Below are 16,343 nucleotides of genomic sequence, written 5' to 3' on the forward strand. Positions count from 1 at the left end.
CCTACTCCTCGCTCTGGATGAACACGTTCTTGGTCTCGGTGAAGTGGACCAGCGCGTCGGGCCCGAGCTCCCGGCCGACACCGGACTCGCCGAAACCGCCGAAGGGCGTCCAGTACCGCACCGAGGAGTGCGAGTTCACCGACAGGTTGCCCGCCGCGACGCCCCTGGCCAGGCGCAGCGCGCGGCCGACGTCCCGCGTCCAGATGGAACCGGAGAGTCCGTAGCGGGTGGCGTTGGCCAGCCGCACGGCGTCCGCCTCGCCGTCGAAGGGGAGCACCACCGCGACCGGGCCGAAGATCTCCTCGGTGGCCGCGGGCACGCTCGGGTCGGCGGGGGCCAGCACGGTGGGCGGGTACCAGAAACCGGGACCGTCGGGCACCGCGCCGCGGGCCAGCACCGGCAGCTCGGGGGTGACGTAGGAGGCCACCCGGCGGACCTGGGCGGCGGAGATCAGCGGGCCCAGCTGGGTGTCCGGGTCGGCCGGATCCCCGGTGCGGACGGCTTCGACGGCGGGCAGCAGCAGGGCGAGGAAGTCGTCGAGCGCCTCGCGCTGGACCAGGATGCGGCTGCGCGCGCAGCAGTCCTGGCCGCTGTTGTCGAGGAAGGACATCGGATCGGCGGCGCGGGCGAGGTCGGCGTCGGCGAAGACGATGTTGGGGCTCTTGCCGCCGAGTTCGAGGGTGACCCGCTTGGCCCCGGCGGCGCAGCGGGCGGCGACCTCCTTGCCGACCACGGTCGAGCCGGTGAAGACGATCTTGCGGACGGCGGGATGGTCGACCAGGGCCCGCCCGGTGGTGGCGCCGGGGCCGGGGACGACCTGGAGGAGGCCTTCCGGAAGCCCGGCGGCGAGGGCGAGTTCGGCCAGCCGCAGTGCGGTGAGCGGGGTGGCCTCGGCGGGCTTGAGGAGCACGGCGTTGCCCGCGGCGAGGGCGGGCGCGAAGCCCCAGGCGGCGATCGGCATCGGGAAGTTCCACGGGGCGATCACCCCGACCACCCCGATCGGCTCGTGGAAGGTGATGTCCACCCCGCCGGCCACCGGGATCTGCCGGCCGGTGAGCCGCTCCACTCCCCCGGCGGCGTACTCCAGGAGGTCACGGACGTTGCCGGCCTCCCAGCGGGCGTTGCCGAGGGTGTGCCCGGCCTCGCTGACCTCCAGGGCGGCCAGTTCGGGGATGTGCGCGTCGACCTGGTCGGCGAAGCGGCGCAGCAGTCGGGCGCGGTCCCCGGGGGCGAGCGCGGCCCAGCCCTGCTGGGCCTTGACGGCGTGCAGGACGGCGGCGTCCAGCCGGGCCGGGGTGGTGTCGGGGACGGTGCCCAGCGGTTCGCCGGTGGCGGGGTTGAGGACGGTGCTGGCGGTGGGGGTCTCCATGCCGCTCACATCCGCTCGAAGGACCGGTAGCGCTCCCAGTCGGTGACGGCGCTGTCGTACGCGTTCTGCTCGACCCGGGCCATGTGCAGGTAGTGCTCGACCACGTCGTGGCCGAACGCGGTGCGGGCGAGTTCGCTGTCCGCCCAGCGGTCGGCGGCCTCGCGCAGCGAGCCGGGCACCCGGGCGTACTCGTCGGCGGCGTAGGCGTTGCCGAGGCAGGGGGCGGGCAGTTCGAGCTTCTGCTGGAGGCCGTGCAGACCGGCCGCGATCATGCCGGCCACGGCGAGGTACGGGTTGACGTCGCCGCCGGGGACGCGGTTCTCCATCCGCAGGCTGGGGCCGCGGCCGACCACCCGGTAGGCGCACGTCCGGTTGTCCCGGCCCCAGGCGACGGCGGTCGGCGCGAAGGAGCCGGGCCGGTAGCGCTTGTAGGAGTTGATGTTGGGCGCGTAGAGCAGGCTGAACTCGCGCAGCGCGGTGAGCTGGCCGGCCAGGAAGTGCCGCATGGTGTCGGTCATCCGGCCGTCGCGGTCGGCGAAGGCGGGGGCGCCGCCCGGGTCGCGCAGGTCCCGCAGGGACAGGTGGATGTGGCAGCTGTTGCCCTCGCGCTCGTCGTACTTGGCCATGAAGGTGAGTGCGCAGCCCTGTTGGGCGGCGATCTCCTTGGCCCCGGTCTTGTAGACGCTGTGCTGGTCACAGGTGGTGAGGGCGTCGGCGTAGCGGAAGGCGATCTCGTGCTGGCCGAGGTTGCACTCGCCCTTGGCCGACTCGACGACGAGGCCGGCGCCGGCCATCTCGTTGCGGATCCGGGAGAGCAGCGGCTCGACCCGGGCGGTGCCGAGCAGCGAGTAGTCCACGTTGTACTGGTTGGCCGGGGTGAGGCCGCGGTAGCCGCCGAGCCAGGCCTGTTCGTAGGTGTCGCGGAAGACCAGGAACTCCAGCTCGGTGCCGATGTCGGCGGCCAGGCCGTACTCGGCGAGGCGCTCGATCTGGCGCTGCAGCAGCCGGCGGGGCGCGGTGTCGACGGGGTGGCCGCCGTGCCGGGCGAGGTCGGCGGTGACCTGGGCGGTGCCGGGCTGCCAGGGGGTGAGCCGCAGGGTGCCGAGGTCGGGGCGCATGGCGAAGTCGCCGTAGCCGGTCTCCCAGGAGGACGAGGCGTAGCCGTCGACGGTGTTGAGGTCGATGTCGACGGCGAGCAGGTAGTCGCAGGCCTCGGCGCCGTGCTCGGCGACCTCGTCGAGGAAGAACCGGGCGGCGAAGCGCTTGCCCTGGAGCCGGCCCTGCATGTCGGTGAAGGCGAGGGCGACGGTGTGGATCTCGCCGGCGTCGACCAGCGTGCGCAGCTCGTCGAGGGTGAGCGGCGCGCGCGGCGGCGCGCCCGCGGCGGCGTTGTCGGGCATGACGGAACCCTCTCCTTCGATCACTCAGCGAGATCAGTCGGTCACAGCGAACCGTACGGCCTGCCGGTGACAGCGCGGAAGAGGGCGGACGGGTGTGGCGCGCCGATACGCGTGGTTGACGGGGGATCGGGCGGAGCGGGAGGAGAATGCCCGCCATGGATCGCAGGCCTTTCATCGGCGTCAGCACCTACCTGGTGGACGCGAGTTGGAGCGACTGGCGGGACCGCCGGGTGGCACTGGTGCCCGAGCGGTACACCGCGTACGTGCGGGATTCGGGCGGGATCGCGGTACTGCTGCCGCCGGACGCCCCGGAGCGCGCGCCGGAGGTGCTCGCCCGGTTGGACGCGCTGGTCATCGCGGGCGGGCCGGACATCGACCCGGCGTACTACGGGCAGCCGCCGCACCCGCTGACCGAGGCGGACGCGCCGGAGCGGGACCACTGGGAGTCGGCGCTGCTGCGGGCGGCCCTGGCGGCGGGCATGCCGCTGCTGGGCATCTGCCGGGGCATGCAGGTGCTGAACGTGGTCTGCGGCGGCTCGCTCGTCCAGCACCTCCCGGACGTGGTGGTCCCGGACGTGCACGGCGGCTCGCCCGGCAAGTACGGGGAGCACACGGTGCGGCCGGTGCCCGGGACCTTGCTGGGCGGGCTGCTGCCGGAGAGCGAGCTGGCCGTGCCGACCTTCCACCACCAGGCGGTGGACCGGCTCGGCGCGGGGCTGCGGGTGAGCGCGCACGCGCCGGACGGCACCGTGGAGGCGGTGGAGGGGCCGGGGTTCACCCTCGGGGTGCAGTGGCACCCCGAGCAGGGGAACGACCTGCGGGTGATGCGGGCCCTGGTCCGGGCGGCGACGGCGGCCCGGACGGTGCCGCTGGACGCGGTCGGGGCCGCCGCCCTCGGCTAGGCCGGGTCGGCGGCGGACCCGGCGGACCCGGCGCGGTCGGGCCCGGCGCGGTCGGGCCCGGCGCGGTCGGGCCGGCACGCCGCCGTCAGCAGGCTCGGCAGCATCCGCTCCGCGTGTTCCGCGTAGCCGAGCGGGGACGGGTGCACGCCGTCCGGGCCGAGGAGTTCGCCCGCCCGGTCGTGGAACTCGGTCTCGGAGGCCGGCGCCGGCACGGCACCGGCCCGCTCGGCGGCACGACTCTGCAGCCGGGCCAGCCGGCGGGAGCGGCGACCGCCCCACCAGCGGGCCGGTGCCCGGAATCCGGGGGCGTACCCCGGATCGGGGCAGGGCACCACGACCAGCTCCCACCCGGCCTCGCGCAGGGCCCCCAGCAGGTGCGCGAAGCGGCGGCCGGACCGGCCGAGCGACAGCGGGAGCAGGGCGTCGTTGCCGCCGACGATCAGCACCGCGAGACCGGGCCGCAGCCGGGCCGCCCGGACCACCTGGTGCCGCAGGCCGGCCGTGGTGGCGCCGACCCGGGCCAGCACCCGCAGGTCCACCGACCGGTCCAGCCGGTGGCCGAGGCCCTCGGCGAGCCGGGCGCCGAGGGTCTCCTCGCGGCGGCCCGCCCCGAGGCTCCGGGCCAGTGAGTCGCCCAGCATCAGCAGGGTGAGCGGGCGGCCGTCGGCCGGTTCGGCGGGCCCGTACCGGCCGTCGGCGAACGGGACCGACCAGTCGGCGGGCGGGCGGCGCATCAGCGCCCGGCTGTAGAGGCGGGCGGCGGCGAGCCGGGCCCGGCCGAGCGGTCCGCCGGGGCGACCGGTGGTCCCGGCGGGGCGGGGCGGCGGCGGGGCCGGGGCGCTCGGGGCGGGGTCGGTGGTCGGGGCGGTCGGGACGGGGCCGGCGGGCATGGCGGTACTCCAGGGCGGGAGGTCGGACGGGGGTGGCGGGACCAGGGCAGGGCGGAGCCGCCGCCCGGCCCTTCCGGGTGCGGCAGCCGGGCCGGGAGCCCGGCGCGGACAGCGGGCAGGCGAAGGGAGGACGGTCAGGCGGCGGTCAGGACGACCACCGCGTTCTGGCCGCCGAAGCCGCTGGAGACCGAGACGGCGGCCTGCAGGGCGACCGGCCGGGGCACCTTGGTGACCACGTCGAGGTCGATCGCCTCGTCCATCCGGTCGAGGTTGGCGGTCGGCGGGATCAGCTGGTGCTGCAGGGTCAGCACGGTCAGCGCCGCCTCGATCGCACCGGCCGCGCCCATGGTGTGGCCGATCACGCTCTTGTTGGCGGTGACCGGCGGCGGGCGGCGGAAGACCTGCCGCAGCGCGGCCGCCTCCGCCGGGTCGTTCAGGGCGGTGCCGGTGCCGTGCGCGTTGACGTGCCCGATCTCGTACGGCGCCAGTCCGGCGTCGGCGAGCGCGGTGTCGAGGGCGCGGGCGAGGCCGTCACCGTCCGGGTGGGGCGCGGTGAAGTGGTAGGCGTCGGCGGCGGAGCCGTGTCCCGCCAGGTAGGCGCGCGGACGGACACCGCGCGCCCGGGCGTGCTCGACGCGCTCCAGGACGAGGACGCCCGCGCCCTCGCCGAGGACGAAGCCGTCCCGGTCGGCGTCGAACGGCCGGGAGGCGCCGGCCGGGTCGTGCCGGCGGCGGGAGAGCGCGCCCAGCCGGTCGAAGGCGGTCGCCACCATCCGGGAGCGGCCGCTGTCCGCACCGCCGGCCAGCACCAGGTCGCAGGTGCCGGCCCGGAGCAGGTCGCAGGCGAGCCCGAGCGCGCTGGTACCGGACGCGCAGGCGGTGCTGACGACCAGGCTGGGCCCGAGCGCCCCGAGGTCCAGACTGACCTCACCGGCCGCCATGTTGGGGATGCTGCGCGGCAGCATCAGCGGGGAGATCCGGTCCGCCCGGCCCTGCTCCAGCCGGGCGTACTCGACCTGGTGGGTCGTGACGCTGGTCGCGCTGACGCCGAGCACCACCCCGACCCGGGCGCCGTCCCACCCGGCCGGGTCGAGCCGGGCATCGGCGACCGCCTCGCGGGCTGCCAGGAGGGCGAGTTGGGCGAACGGATCGAGCCGGCGGGCCAGCCGGCCGCCGAGCAGCCCCGGCGCGTCGTACGGGTCGACGGTGCAGCAGAAGTCGGCGTTCAAGCCGGCCAGCGTCAGGTCCGGGCGGGCGGTCGGCCCGCCACCGAGGAAGTGCTGCCAGGTGGCCTCCGCCCCGAAGCCGGCCGGGGTGATCAGGCCGAGCCCGGTCACCGCCACCGTGCGCCCGCTCAACTGACGGCGCCCGCGGCCAGGCCGGCGTCGGCGAAGGCCGCGAGCTCACCCAGGGTGCCGTCCGGCCGGATGTCGGCCACGGTCACGCCGATCCGCTCCTCCACCAGCAGGGAGAGCTCGACCAGCGCCAGGCTGTCGAGTTCCAACGAGGCCAGGGTGGCGTCGGGCCGGACGCGCTCCGGGGCGACGTCGAACTCCGTGATCAGGCAGGCGTGGAGGATGTCGTAGCTCTGGGACGGGGACATGGCGGTGGGCCTTTCGCTGGCTGGCGGGGGTGGTCAGTCGAGCTCGGGGACGAGGACGGGGGACGGCACCGGGCGGCGCCCGGGCAGCAGGGACCAGGCGAGGACGGCGGCGAGCAGGGCGGCGCCGGCGCCCACCCGGGAGGCGGCGGCGAGACCGTCGGTGAACGCGCCGACGTCGCCCGCCGGGGCGCCGGCCACCGAGGTGGCCAGGACCGAGCCGAGCACCGCCACGCCCAGCGTCGAACCGACCTGCCGGGTGGCGTCGTTGAGGCCGGAGCCGACGCCCGCCATGCCCGCGGGCACCGCGCTCATCACCAGTTCGGTGGCGACCGGCGCCAGCAGCCCGGCGCCGAGACCGCAGATGCCCTCGAAGGCCAGCACCGGCGCGTCGCCCGAGCCGGCGGCCAGCCGGCCCAGTTGGGCGAACCCGGCGACGATCAGCAGCAGCCCGCCGGCCACCGGGACCCGGGCCCCCAGCCGCCGCGCCACCAGCGGGCCGAGCACCGCGCCGACCGCGAGCCCCAGCGAGAGCGGGACCATCCGCAGCCCGGCCTGCCAGGCCGACAGGCCGCGCACCTGCTGCAGGTAGAGCGTCAGCAGGAACATCGCGCCGAACATCGCGAAGGACATCAGCGCCAGACAGAGCGTGGCCGGCCAGACCGGGCCGCCGCGCAGCAGCCGGACCGGCACCATCGGCGCCGCGCACCGCAGTTGCCACCCCGCGAACGCGAGGAGCAGCAGCGCCGCCGCGCCGAAGGCGGCCAGCACCCCGGCACTGGTCCACCCCCGCCCGGGGGCCTCGATGACGGCCCAGACCAGCGCCAGCAGCCCGCCGCAGGAGAGCAGCGCGCCGGGGCGGTCCAGCGGCCGTGCCCCGGGATCGCGCGATTCGGGCAGCACCGGTACGGCCGCCAGGATCGCCGCCACCACCGGCACGTTCAGCCAGAACGCCGCCTGCCAGCCGTACCGTTCGACCAGCCAGCCGCCCGCGACCGGCCCGAACAGCGCGCCGACCCCGGCCACCGCCGCCCAGATGCCGATCGCCCGTCGCCGGTCCGCCGCCGCGGGCAGCACGTGCACGATGGTGGAGAGGGTGGCGGGCATGAAGAGCGCCGCGCCCAGGCCCATCCCGCAGCGGGCGGCGACCAGATGGGCGGGCGCGTCGCCGACCGCACCCGCCACCGAGGCGAGCGCGCAGAGCGCCAGCCCGGTGCCGAAGGCCAGGCGCCGGCCGTACCGGTCGCCCAGCGCGCCGGCGGCCAGGACGCAGCCGCCGAGCGCCAGGGCGTAGCCGTCGACGATCCACTGGGTCTCGGCCAGGCTCGGGCCCAGGTCGGCCCGCAGGCCCGGGACGGCCACGTTCAGGACGGTGAAGTCCAGGCCGAGCAGGAACAGCGCGGCGCAGACCACCGCCACCGCCGCCCACGCCCGCCGCCGGGTCACCGGCACGTTCTCCCGCCGCACGCGCCCGGCCTCAGGCCGGCAGCCGCAGCGGCTCGTCACGCCGCCGCATGCCGATCCGGTACAGCGTGGCCGCGCCGCGCAGGAAGGTCACCTCACAGGCCCGCAGGTACAGCCGGTAGCGCCGGTAGCCCTCCGGGCCGACCAGGCGCTCGGCCTCCGCGCGGGCCCGCAGCAGCCGGGCGGACCAGGCCTTGAGGGTGCGGGCGTAGTCCTCGGCGGAGGCGTGCAGCACGACGACCGAGAAGTACGGGTCGGCCGCCGCCGCGATCTCACTCAACCGGGGCAGCCTGGACCCGGGGAAGATGTCGCTGCCGACGAACGAGCCGACCGGGCCCCCGCCGTCGGCGGCGCCGTCGTACGCGATGGTCTGCAAGGACATCCGCCCGCCGGGGCGCAGCCAGCCGTGGCAGCGCTCGAAGTACTGGGCGTAGACGCCGAGCCGTTCGGCCCGGCTCATCCCGGCGGTGGCGAAGTGCTCGAAGGAGCCCATCCCGACGACCGCGTCGTAGGGCCGCTCGGGGCGGTGGTCCTCCCAGCTCTCCAGCCGGGCCTCGACGCCCGGCAGCCCGAGCGCGTCCAGGTAGGCGTACTGGGCACGGGAGATGGTCAGGCCGGTGGCGGAGGCGGCGCGGTCCTCGCGGACGGCGTGGGACAGCATCGCGCCCCAGCCGCAGCCGACGTCCAGCAGCCGCGCCCCGCCGCCGCGCTCGGCACCGACGAGGTCCAGGTGGTGGTCCAGCTTGGCCCGCTGGGCGCGGAGCAGCGCGGTGTCGTCCGGCTCGTCACCGGGGATGCCCGTCCACATCGCCGCCGTGTACGCCAGCGTCTCGTCGAGCCAGAGCGCGTAGAACTCGTTGCCGAGGTCGTAGTGGAACTCGATGTCGGTGACGCCGGTACCGGTGGTGGTGATGGTCATGCTGCTCCTGTTCGACCGGACGGACTTGCGGGCGACGCGGGCGCGGGCACCGCGGGCGCGGGGGCTCCGCGGCGGGCGCGGGCGGCCAGGGCCTGGTCCCGGCGCTCGACGAAGCGGGCGGCCCGGGTGTCCAGGCGCTCCAGGTGCTCGGCGAGCCGGTCCCGGGCCCGCTCGCCGACCGGGCCCAGGCCGGTCAGCTCGAAGAGCCTCAGCGAGCGGACCAATGGGACCAGGACCTCGTCGTGGTGGACCCGGAGGTCGTACACCCCGGCCACCGCGACCTCGGCCGCCATCCGGGCGAAGCCGGGCATGCCCTGCCCCGGCATGGCGAAGTCGCGGACGGTCCCGTCGAGCACGGCGAGCACCGGGTCGGGGCTCAGTTCCAGGGCGGCCCGCAGCAGTTCGCGGTAGAAGACCATGTGCAGGTTCTCGTCCTGGGCGATCCGGGCGAGCAGCCGCTCGCACACCGGGTCTCCGCTGAGCCGGCCGGTGTTGCGGTGGCTCACCCGGGTGGCCAGCTCCTGCACGGCGGCGTAGGCGACCACGCCGAGCACGCCGGCCGGTTCGGGCACGGCGCCGATGCCGAGCTGGGCCATCCGGGCGCGTTCCAGGGCGATCGGGTCGACGGCCCGGGCGGCGTGCAGGTAGGCCCGGATGGATCCGGCGTGCCGGTCCTCCTCGGCGGTCCACCGGTGCAGCCAGGCGCCCCAGGCGCCGTCCCGGGAGGTCTGCGCCCCGATCGTCCAGTGGTAGCCGGGCAGGTTGTCCTCGGTGAGCAGGTTGACCACCAGGGCGGAGCGCACGGCGGGGCTCAACACGGACTGGTCGGGGTGCCAGGACCGGCCGTCCAGCGGGCCGTCGAAGTCCCGGCCGAGGGTCCACGGCACGTACTGGTGCGGAAACCACTCGCGCGCCGAAGCGAGGTGACGATTCATCAAATCGGCGGCGGTGGGCTCCAATTCGACGAGCCAGCGGACGGCCCCCGCCGTAGTGATCTTCACGGATGGTGATCGTTGCGCAGCCGGGCGCACCTACGCAAACCGGCCTCACCCGATCGGGTCAAGCACGCCGCACCACTGACACGCGCGGCGCCCCGGGGCGGCATCGCGCCCCGGGACCGGACCTCGCCCCACCGCCGGACCGCACCTCAGGCCGGCGGCAGACCCCGGGACCGGACCTCACCTCAGGCCGGCGGCAGACCGGCCAGGACGGCGAGGACGCCGGCCCCGCCGGCCGCGAGCAGGGCGAGCACCACACCCCGGCGGGCCGCGACCAGCCACAGCAGCGCACCCACCAGCACCCCCCACTGCCACCCCTGCCCGAGCGCGGCGGCCAGCGGCACGGCCGAGCCCGCGATCGCGCCGATCACCGCCGGACCGGCCCCGGTGAGGAAGTCCTGCACCCGCCGGTCCGCCCGGAGCCGGTCGAAGTGCCGGCCGCCCAGGATGACGAAGAGGAAGGACGGCGCGAAGGCCACCACCGCCGCCAGCAGCCCGCCGCCGATCCCGGCGGCCGCGTAGCCGACCGCGGCGACGGTGTGCACCACCGGCCCGGGGGTGACCTGGCCGAGGGCGACGGCGTTGAGGAACTGACCGTCCGTCATCCAGTGGTACCGCTGGACCGCGTCGTTCTGCATCAGCGGGATGATCACGAAGCCGCCCCCGTAGGAGAGCGCCCCCACCTTGAACGCCACCCAGGCCACCGCGCCGAGCCCGGCGAGCCCGCCGGCCAACGGCAGCACGGGCAGCACGGCGGCCGGCGGCAGCGGGGCCCGGCGCCCGCCGGTCCGGCCGCCGCCACCGTCGCCGTCACCCTCGCCCCCGCCGTCACCCTCGCCCTCGCTGTCGGCGGGCCGCGCCCGCGCCCGGACGGCGACCTCGGCCAGGCCCGCGGCGACCAGCACCAGCACCAGCCACGGCCCGACGAGGACCGCCGCCGTCGCGCCCGCGAGCGCGTACCCGGTCCAGCGCGCCCGGGCGGAGCGCGCCCGGCCCGCGCGGGTGAGGCTTCCGGGGATCAGTGCGGTGGCCGCCTGCACCGCCACCGCCGGCACCGCCGCACCGGCGCCCGCCGCCGCGCCGAGCACCCAGAGCGGCGGGTGGCCGGCCAGGAAGAGCGCCGACAGGGCGAGGATCAGCACCAGTCCGGGCGCGACGAAGCAGAACCCGCCGACCAGCGCCCCGGGCGTCCCGCGCAGCCGCCACGCGGTGAGGACGGCCAGCTGGGTGGAGGCCGGGCCGGGCAGCAGATTGGTCGCCGCGATGCCGTCCTCGAACTCGCTCGGCTCCAGCCAGCCGCGCCGCTCCACGCAGAGCCGGCGCAGCAGCAGGATGTGCGCGGGCGGCCCGCCGAACCCGAGCACACCGATCCGGCCCCATTCCCGCGCGATGGTGCCGAGGCCGACCCGTCCGGTCCGTTCCATGCTGCGTCTCCCCCGCTCGGTGGCGGCGAGACCCTACCGGACGGGGGTTACGGCGCGGCAATGACAACGGTCTCCAATGCAGCCTTTGGATCTTCTTTCGATCTGCGGTTCACTTCGACTGCAGGAAGTCGCCTCCCTGTCTCCTCCCCCATGCGTCCACGAAAGGACCACGATGGCCGGGCACGAGCACTCCCACGATGATCATGAGCATGACCATCGGCATGCCGCCGGCGCCCACACCCACGGCGGGCACGGTCATGGCGGTCACGGCGGGCACACGCACGGCGTGGCCGCCGACGCGGACCGCCGCTGGCTGGTGAGCGCCCTCGCGCTGATCGTGGTGTTCATGGCCGGCGAGGTCGTGGTCGGCTTCGCCGCCCAGTCGCTGGCGCTGATCTCCGACGCGGCGCACATGCTCACCGACGCCGCCTCGATCGTGCTCGCCCTGGTCGCGATGCGGCTGTCCGCCCGCCCGGCCCGCGGCGGGTACACCTACGGACTCAAGCGCGCCGAGATCCTCTCCGCCCAGGCCAACGGCGTCACCCTGCTGATCCTCTCGGCCTGGCTGGGCTACGAGGCCGTCACCCGGCTGATCGACCCGCCGAACGTGACCGGCTCGCTGGTGCTGATCACCGCGCTCATCGGGATCGTGGTCAACCTGGCCGCCGCCTGGTGCATGTCCAAGGCCAACCGCAGCTCGCTCAACGTCGAGGGCGCGTTCCAGCACGTGGTCACCGACCTGTACGCGTTCATCGCCACCGCCGTCGCCGGCGCGGTGATGCTGGCCACCGGCTTCGCCCGGGCGGACGCGATCGCCTCGCTGATCGTGGTGGCGCTGATGCTGAAGGCCGGCATCGGCCTGGTCCGCGCCTCCGGTCGGATCTTCCTGGAGGCCGCCCCCGCCGGCGTCGACCCGGACGCGGTGGCGGACCGGCTGGTCGCCCAGCCCCTGGTGGAGGAGATCCACGACCTGCACATCTGGGAGATCACCTCCGGCCAGCCGGCCCTGTCCGCGCACATCCTGGTCACCCCCGGCGGAGACTGCCACGCCGTCCGCCGGGAGTTGCAGCGCCGGCTGGCGGGCGAGTACGGGATCACCCACAGCACCCTCCAGGTCGACCACGTCGGCGAGGACGAGGCGGGCGCGCTGCTGCAGATCACCACCCCGGGCGACCTCTCCCCCGAGCACTGCGCCGACGCGCACGGCCCGGTCCACCGCGCCGGCCCGCACAAGCACTGAACCGGCGAGCTGTCGGCCGGGTACGGCATGATCGGAGGCGTGACCGCACCGCGACTGATGCTGCTCGACTCCGCCAGCCTCTACTTCCGCGCCTACTACGGCGTCCCGGACTCCCTGCGCTCCCCGCGGGGCGAGCCGGTCAACGCCGTCCGGGGCCTGCTGGACTTCATCGCCCGGCTGGTCCACGACCACCGGCCCGACCAGCTCGTCGCCTGTATGGACGCCGACTGGCGTCCGCAGTGGCGGGTGGACCTGATCCCCTCCTACAAGACGCACCGCCTCGCCGAGGCGGCCGTCGACGGCGAGGAGGAGGTGCCGGACACCCTCGCCCCGCAGGTCCCGGTGATCGAACAGGTGCTGGACGCGCTGGGCATCGCCCGGGTCGGCTCGCCCGGCTACGAGGCCGACGACGTGATCGGCACCCTCACCGCCCGCGCCACCGGGCCGGTCCAGATCGTCACCGGCGACCGGGACCTCTTCCAACTGGTGGACGACGCCCGCGCGATCACCGTGCTCTACCCGGTCAAGGGGATGGGCAACCTGCAGGTCACCGACGACGCGCTGCTGCTGGAGAAGTACGGCGTACGCGGCGACCGGTACGCGGACATGGCCGCCCTGCGCGGCGACGCCAGCGACGGCCTGCCGGGCGTCAAGGGCATCGGCGAGAAGACGGCGGCGCAGCTGATCCACGAGTACGGCGACCTCGCGGGCATCCGGGCGGCCGCGCTCGACCTCGGGTCGAAGCTCACCCCGGCCCGGCGGCGCAACATCGTCGAGGGCTCCGCCTACCTGGACGTCGCCCCCACCGTGGTCCGGGTCGCCCCCGACGCGCCGCTGCCGGAGTTCGACCCGACCCTGCCTGCCGAGCCGCTCGACCCGATGACCCTGGAGGCGCTGGCCGCCCGCTGGGGCCTCGGCACCTCCCTGGAGCGCGTCCTGGAGACACTGGCCGGCTGACGGACGCGGGGCGCGGGAAGCGCGGACGGCGAAGGGGGCCCGTCGTCACGACGGGCCCCCTTCGCTCGGCTGTCGCCGTCAGCTCACCGACGAGTACGCGATGATGCCCCGGCGCAGCCCGTCGACGGCCTTGCGCGCCGTCCTGCGCAGGTCGGCGTCCTCGCCCGCCGCGTCCTGGATCTGGCCGAGGACGTCGATCAGCTGCTTGGTCCAGCGCACGAAGTCGCCGGCCGGCATGTCGGCGTCGCGCAGGACCGAGTCCAGGCTGTGCCCGAGGGCCCACCGGTAGGCGGCCCAGGCGAAGCCGACGTCCGGCTCGCGCTGGCCGACGCCCTCGGCGGTGTTGATCCGGTGCTGCTCCTCCAGGGCGTCCAGGTGGCCCCAGATCCGGATCATCTGGCCGAGCGCCTCCTTCGTGGCGCCCTCGGGCACCCGGGGAGCGGCGGCGTCGTCGGACTGGCGGGCCTCGAAGACCAGGGCGGAGGCGCAGGCGGCCAGCTCGGCGGCGGCCAGGCCGCTCCAGACACCCTCGCGGATGCACTCGGAGGCGAGCAGGTCCAGCTCGCCGTAGAGCCGGCCGAGCCGCCTGCCGTCGTCGGTGACGGTGTCCCCGCTGAGGTAGCCGAGGTCGGTGAGCAGCCCGCAGACCCGGTCGAAGGTGCGGGCGATGGTGTGGGTGCGGGAGCGCATCCGGCGCTCCAGCAGCTCGGTGTCGCGGTGCAGCCGGTGGTAGCGCTCGGCCCACCGGGCGTGGTCCTCCCGCTCGTCGCAGCCGTGGCAGGGGTGCTGGCGCAGCTCGGCGCGCAGCCGGGTGATCTCCGCGTCGTCGGCGGCGGCCGCGCGGCCCTTGCGGAACCGCTCGGGCTCCAGGTGGCCCGCCTTGGTGCGCAGCGCGGAGGCGAGGTCGCGCCGGGACTGCGGGCTGCGCGGGTTGAAGGACTTGGGGATGCGCACGCGCTCGACGGCGGCGACCGGGTGCGGGAAGTCGATCATGGCGAGCCGCTTGACCTGCCGCTCGGCGGTGAGCACCACCGGGCGCGGGCCGTCCTGGTAGTCGGGGTGGCGCGAGCCGACCCGGCCGTTGCGGCTGACCGGCGGCAGGCCCGGGTCGAGGATGAGCGCGAGCCCGGCGAACTTGCCGGTGGGGACGTGGATGACGTCGCCCGGCTTGAGGTGCTCGATGGATTCGACGGCGGCCGCGCGGCGCTGGCTGCTGCCCTCGCGGGCCAGCTCGTTCTCGCGGTCCTTGAGCTGGTGGCGCAGCCCCATGTACTCGTCGAAGTCGCCCAGGTGGCAGGTCATGGACGCGCGGTAGCCGTCCAGGCCCTCCTCGTTGCGCTGGACCTGGCGGGCGATGCCGACCACCGAGCGGTCCGCCTGGAACTGCGCGAAGGACGTCTCCAGCAGCTCGCGGGAGCGGTGCCGGCCGAACTGGGAGACCAGGTTGACGGCCATGTTGTAGGACGGCCGGAAGGAGGACTTCAGCGGGTAGGTGCGGGTGCCGGCCAGGCCGGCCAGCGCCTCCGGGTCGAGCCCGCGCTGCCAGAGCACCACGGCGTGGCCCTCGACGTCGATGCCGCGCCGGCCGGCCCGGCCGGTGAGCTGGGTGTACTCGCCGGGGGTGATGTCGGCGTGCGTCTCGCCGTTCCACTTGACCAGCTTCTCCATGACCACCGAACGGGCGGGCATGTTGATGCCGAGTGCCAGCGTCTCGGTCGCGAAGACGGCCTTGACCAGGCCCTTCACGAAGAGCTCCTCGACCACCTCCTTGAACCGCGGCAGCATCCCGGCGTGGTGGGCGGCGATGCCGCGCTCCAGCCCGTCGAGCCACTCGAAGTAGCCGAGGACGTGCAGGTCCTCGTCGGGGATGTCGGCGCAGCGCTCCTCGACGATGGCCCGCACCCGGCCGCGGTCCTCCTCCTTGTTGAGCCGCAGGCCGGAGCTGAGGCACTGCTGGACGGCGGCCTCGCAGCCGGCCCGGCTGAAGATGAAGGTGATGGCGGGGAGCAGGCCCTCGGCGTCGAGCCGGTCGATCACGTCGACCCGGCCCGGCGTCCAGACCTTGCCCGGCCGGCCGTTCGGCATCGACCGGCCCCGGCCGCGGCCGAACCGGTCGCGCGGGTTGCGGTCCAGCTCGGAGCGGGCGAGCCGGACCAGCTCGGGGTTGACGGCCTTGGCCGGGTTGCGCGGGGCGTCCTTGGGGCGGCCGTCACGGTCCGGGTTGGCGAACAGGTCGTACATCCGGTTGCCGGCCATGACGTGCTGCCAGAGCGGCACCGGGCGGTGCTCGGAGACGATCACCTTGGTGCCGCCGCGCACGGTGTCCAGCCAGTCGCCGAACTCCTCGGCGTTGGAGACCGTCGCGGAGAGGGAGGCCAGCACGACCGATTCGGGGAGGTGGATGATGACCTCCTCCCAGACGGCGCCGCGGAGGCGGTCGGCGAGGTAGTGCACCTCGTCCATCACCACGTAGCCGAGGCCGTCGAGCGCGGAGGAGCCCGCGTAGAGCATGTTGCGCAGCACCTCGGTGGTCATCACCACCACGGGGGCGTCCCCGTTGACGCTGTTGTCACCGGTGAGCAGGCCGACCTTGGCCGCGCCGTAGCGCTTGACCAAGTCCCCGAACTTCTGGTTGGAGAGGGCCTTGATGGGCGTGGTGTAGAAGCACTTGCGCCCGGACTGGAGGGCGAGGTGCACGGCGAACTCGCCGACGATCGTCTTGCCGGAGCCGGTGGGCGCGGCGACCAGGACGCCCTCGCCGTCCTCCAGGGCCCGGCAGGCCTCCAGCTGGAACTCGTCCAGCGGGAAGTCGTAGAGCTGCTGGAAGCCGTACAGGGCGGTGGCCTGCTCCTTGGCCCGGCGGCGGAAGGCCGCGTACGCCTCGGCGGGGCTGAGCTCCCGGTCGTCGGGCTGCTCGGGCTCAGGGGTGTTCATCGCCGTCCGGGTGTGATTGGTGTGATCTCGCATCTCAGCGAGAGGTTACCCGGGAGGACTGACATCGATAGCACCGATTTTCTGCGCCATCGGATCGGTTCTCTCTCACATCCATAGTTGCAAATGTCTTCAAGCATCCAGGAAGCGGTCATCTTCGAACGTCTCCGGTCATCCCCGGTGCTCTGCCGTCCCAGCTCCCTACATTCGGTCCCACAGCCACCACACAGGGGAGTCCCCCGCTCACAG

General features: G+C 74.9%; 13 protein-coding genes. 3 read left to right on the forward strand and 10 right to left on the reverse strand.

Going from position 1 to position 16,343, the window contains the following annotated elements:
• Position 1 precedes the first annotated feature (1 nt).
• Positions 2–1,369 (reverse strand): aldehyde dehydrogenase family protein, encoded by a 1,368-nt coding sequence (locus ACIQTO_RS14035; RefSeq protein ID WP_402387469.1) that lies wholly within the window; start codon positions 1,367–1,369, stop codon positions 2–4.
• 5 nt (positions 1,370–1,374) lie between these two features.
• Positions 1,375–2,769, reverse strand: coding sequence for a glutamine synthetase family protein (locus tag ACIQTO_RS14040; RefSeq protein ID WP_402387472.1), 1,395 nt, complete (start codon positions 2,767–2,769; stop codon positions 1,375–1,377).
• Between the two features lie 155 nt (positions 2,770–2,924).
• On the opposite strand from ACIQTO_RS14040, the gene ACIQTO_RS14045 reads away from it, so the two are divergent.
• Positions 2,925–3,671 (forward strand): gamma-glutamyl-gamma-aminobutyrate hydrolase family protein, encoded by a 747-nt coding sequence (locus ACIQTO_RS14045; RefSeq protein WP_402387475.1) that lies wholly within the window; start codon positions 2,925–2,927, stop codon positions 3,669–3,671.
• Here ACIQTO_RS14045 and ACIQTO_RS14050 read toward each other — a convergent pair.
• From ACIQTO_RS14050 to chrA, 7 genes are all read right to left on the reverse strand, one after another.
• Positions 3,668–4,561, reverse strand: coding sequence for an SGNH/GDSL hydrolase family protein (locus ACIQTO_RS14050; RefSeq protein ID WP_402387478.1), 894 nt, complete (start codon positions 4,559–4,561; stop codon positions 3,668–3,670). The two genes, ACIQTO_RS14045 and ACIQTO_RS14050, sit on opposite strands and share 4 nt — an antisense overlap.
• A 134-nt stretch (positions 4,562–4,695) precedes the next feature.
• The gene (locus ACIQTO_RS14055) at positions 4,696–5,919 is read right to left on the reverse strand and encodes a beta-ketoacyl-[acyl-carrier-protein] synthase family protein (protein ID WP_402387481.1); all 1,224 of its coding nucleotides are present in this window, start codon (positions 5,917–5,919) and stop codon (positions 4,696–4,698) included.
• Positions 5,916–6,164 carry an acyl carrier protein gene (locus tag ACIQTO_RS14060; protein ID WP_402387484.1) on the reverse strand — a complete coding sequence of 83 codons (249 nt, stop codon included), beginning with the start codon at positions 6,162–6,164 and terminating at the stop codon, positions 5,916–5,918. Before ACIQTO_RS14060 ends, ACIQTO_RS14055 begins: the two co-directional genes overlap by 4 nt.
• A 33-nt stretch (positions 6,165–6,197) precedes the next feature.
• A complete protein-coding gene (locus tag ACIQTO_RS14065; RefSeq protein ID WP_402387487.1) occupies positions 6,198–7,607 on the reverse strand; it encodes an MFS transporter in 1,410 nt (469 codons plus the stop codon).
• A 31-nt stretch (positions 7,608–7,638) separates the two neighbouring features.
• Positions 7,639–8,544, reverse strand: a complete 906-nt coding sequence (locus ACIQTO_RS14070) for a class I SAM-dependent methyltransferase (RefSeq protein WP_402387490.1) — start codon at positions 8,542–8,544, stop codon at positions 7,639–7,641.
• Positions 8,541–9,545 carry an acyl-ACP desaturase gene (locus tag ACIQTO_RS14075; RefSeq protein WP_402387492.1) on the reverse strand — a complete coding sequence of 335 codons (1,005 nt, stop codon included), beginning with the start codon at positions 9,543–9,545 and terminating at the stop codon, positions 8,541–8,543. The genes ACIQTO_RS14070 and ACIQTO_RS14075 overlap by 4 nt, the downstream gene beginning before the upstream one ends.
• A gap of 182 nt (positions 9,546–9,727) precedes the next feature.
• The gene (chrA, locus tag ACIQTO_RS14080; RefSeq protein WP_402387495.1) at positions 9,728–10,966 is read right to left on the reverse strand and encodes a chromate efflux transporter; all 1,239 of its coding nucleotides are present in this window, start codon (positions 10,964–10,966) and stop codon (positions 9,728–9,730) included.
• A gap of 172 nt (positions 10,967–11,138) precedes the next feature.
• Here chrA and ACIQTO_RS14085 point away from each other — a divergent pair, with 172 nt between their 5' ends.
• Both ACIQTO_RS14085 and ACIQTO_RS14090 read left to right on the forward strand, forming a co-directional pair.
• Positions 11,139–12,206, forward strand: a complete 1,068-nt coding sequence (locus ACIQTO_RS14085; protein WP_402387497.1) for a cation diffusion facilitator family transporter — start codon at positions 11,139–11,141, stop codon at positions 12,204–12,206.
• Between the two features lie 57 nt (positions 12,207–12,263).
• Complete coding sequence (locus ACIQTO_RS14090) at positions 12,264–13,163, forward strand: 5'-3' exonuclease H3TH domain-containing protein (protein WP_402387741.1); 900 nt, start codon at positions 12,264–12,266, stop codon at positions 13,161–13,163.
• A gap of 78 nt (positions 13,164–13,241) precedes the next feature.
• Here ACIQTO_RS14090 and ACIQTO_RS14095 read toward each other — a convergent pair whose 3' ends face one another.
• Positions 13,242–16,097: a DEAD/DEAH box helicase gene (locus tag ACIQTO_RS14095; protein ID WP_402387500.1), complete on the reverse strand. Its 2,856-nt coding sequence runs from the start codon at positions 16,095–16,097 to the stop codon at positions 13,242–13,244.
• Between the last annotated feature and the right edge of the window lie 246 nt (positions 16,098–16,343).

Origin of the sequence: Kitasatospora sp. NPDC091207, assembly GCF_044768625.1 — a bacterium.
Lineage (GTDB): Bacteria > Actinomycetota > Actinomycetes > Streptomycetales > Streptomycetaceae > Kitasatospora.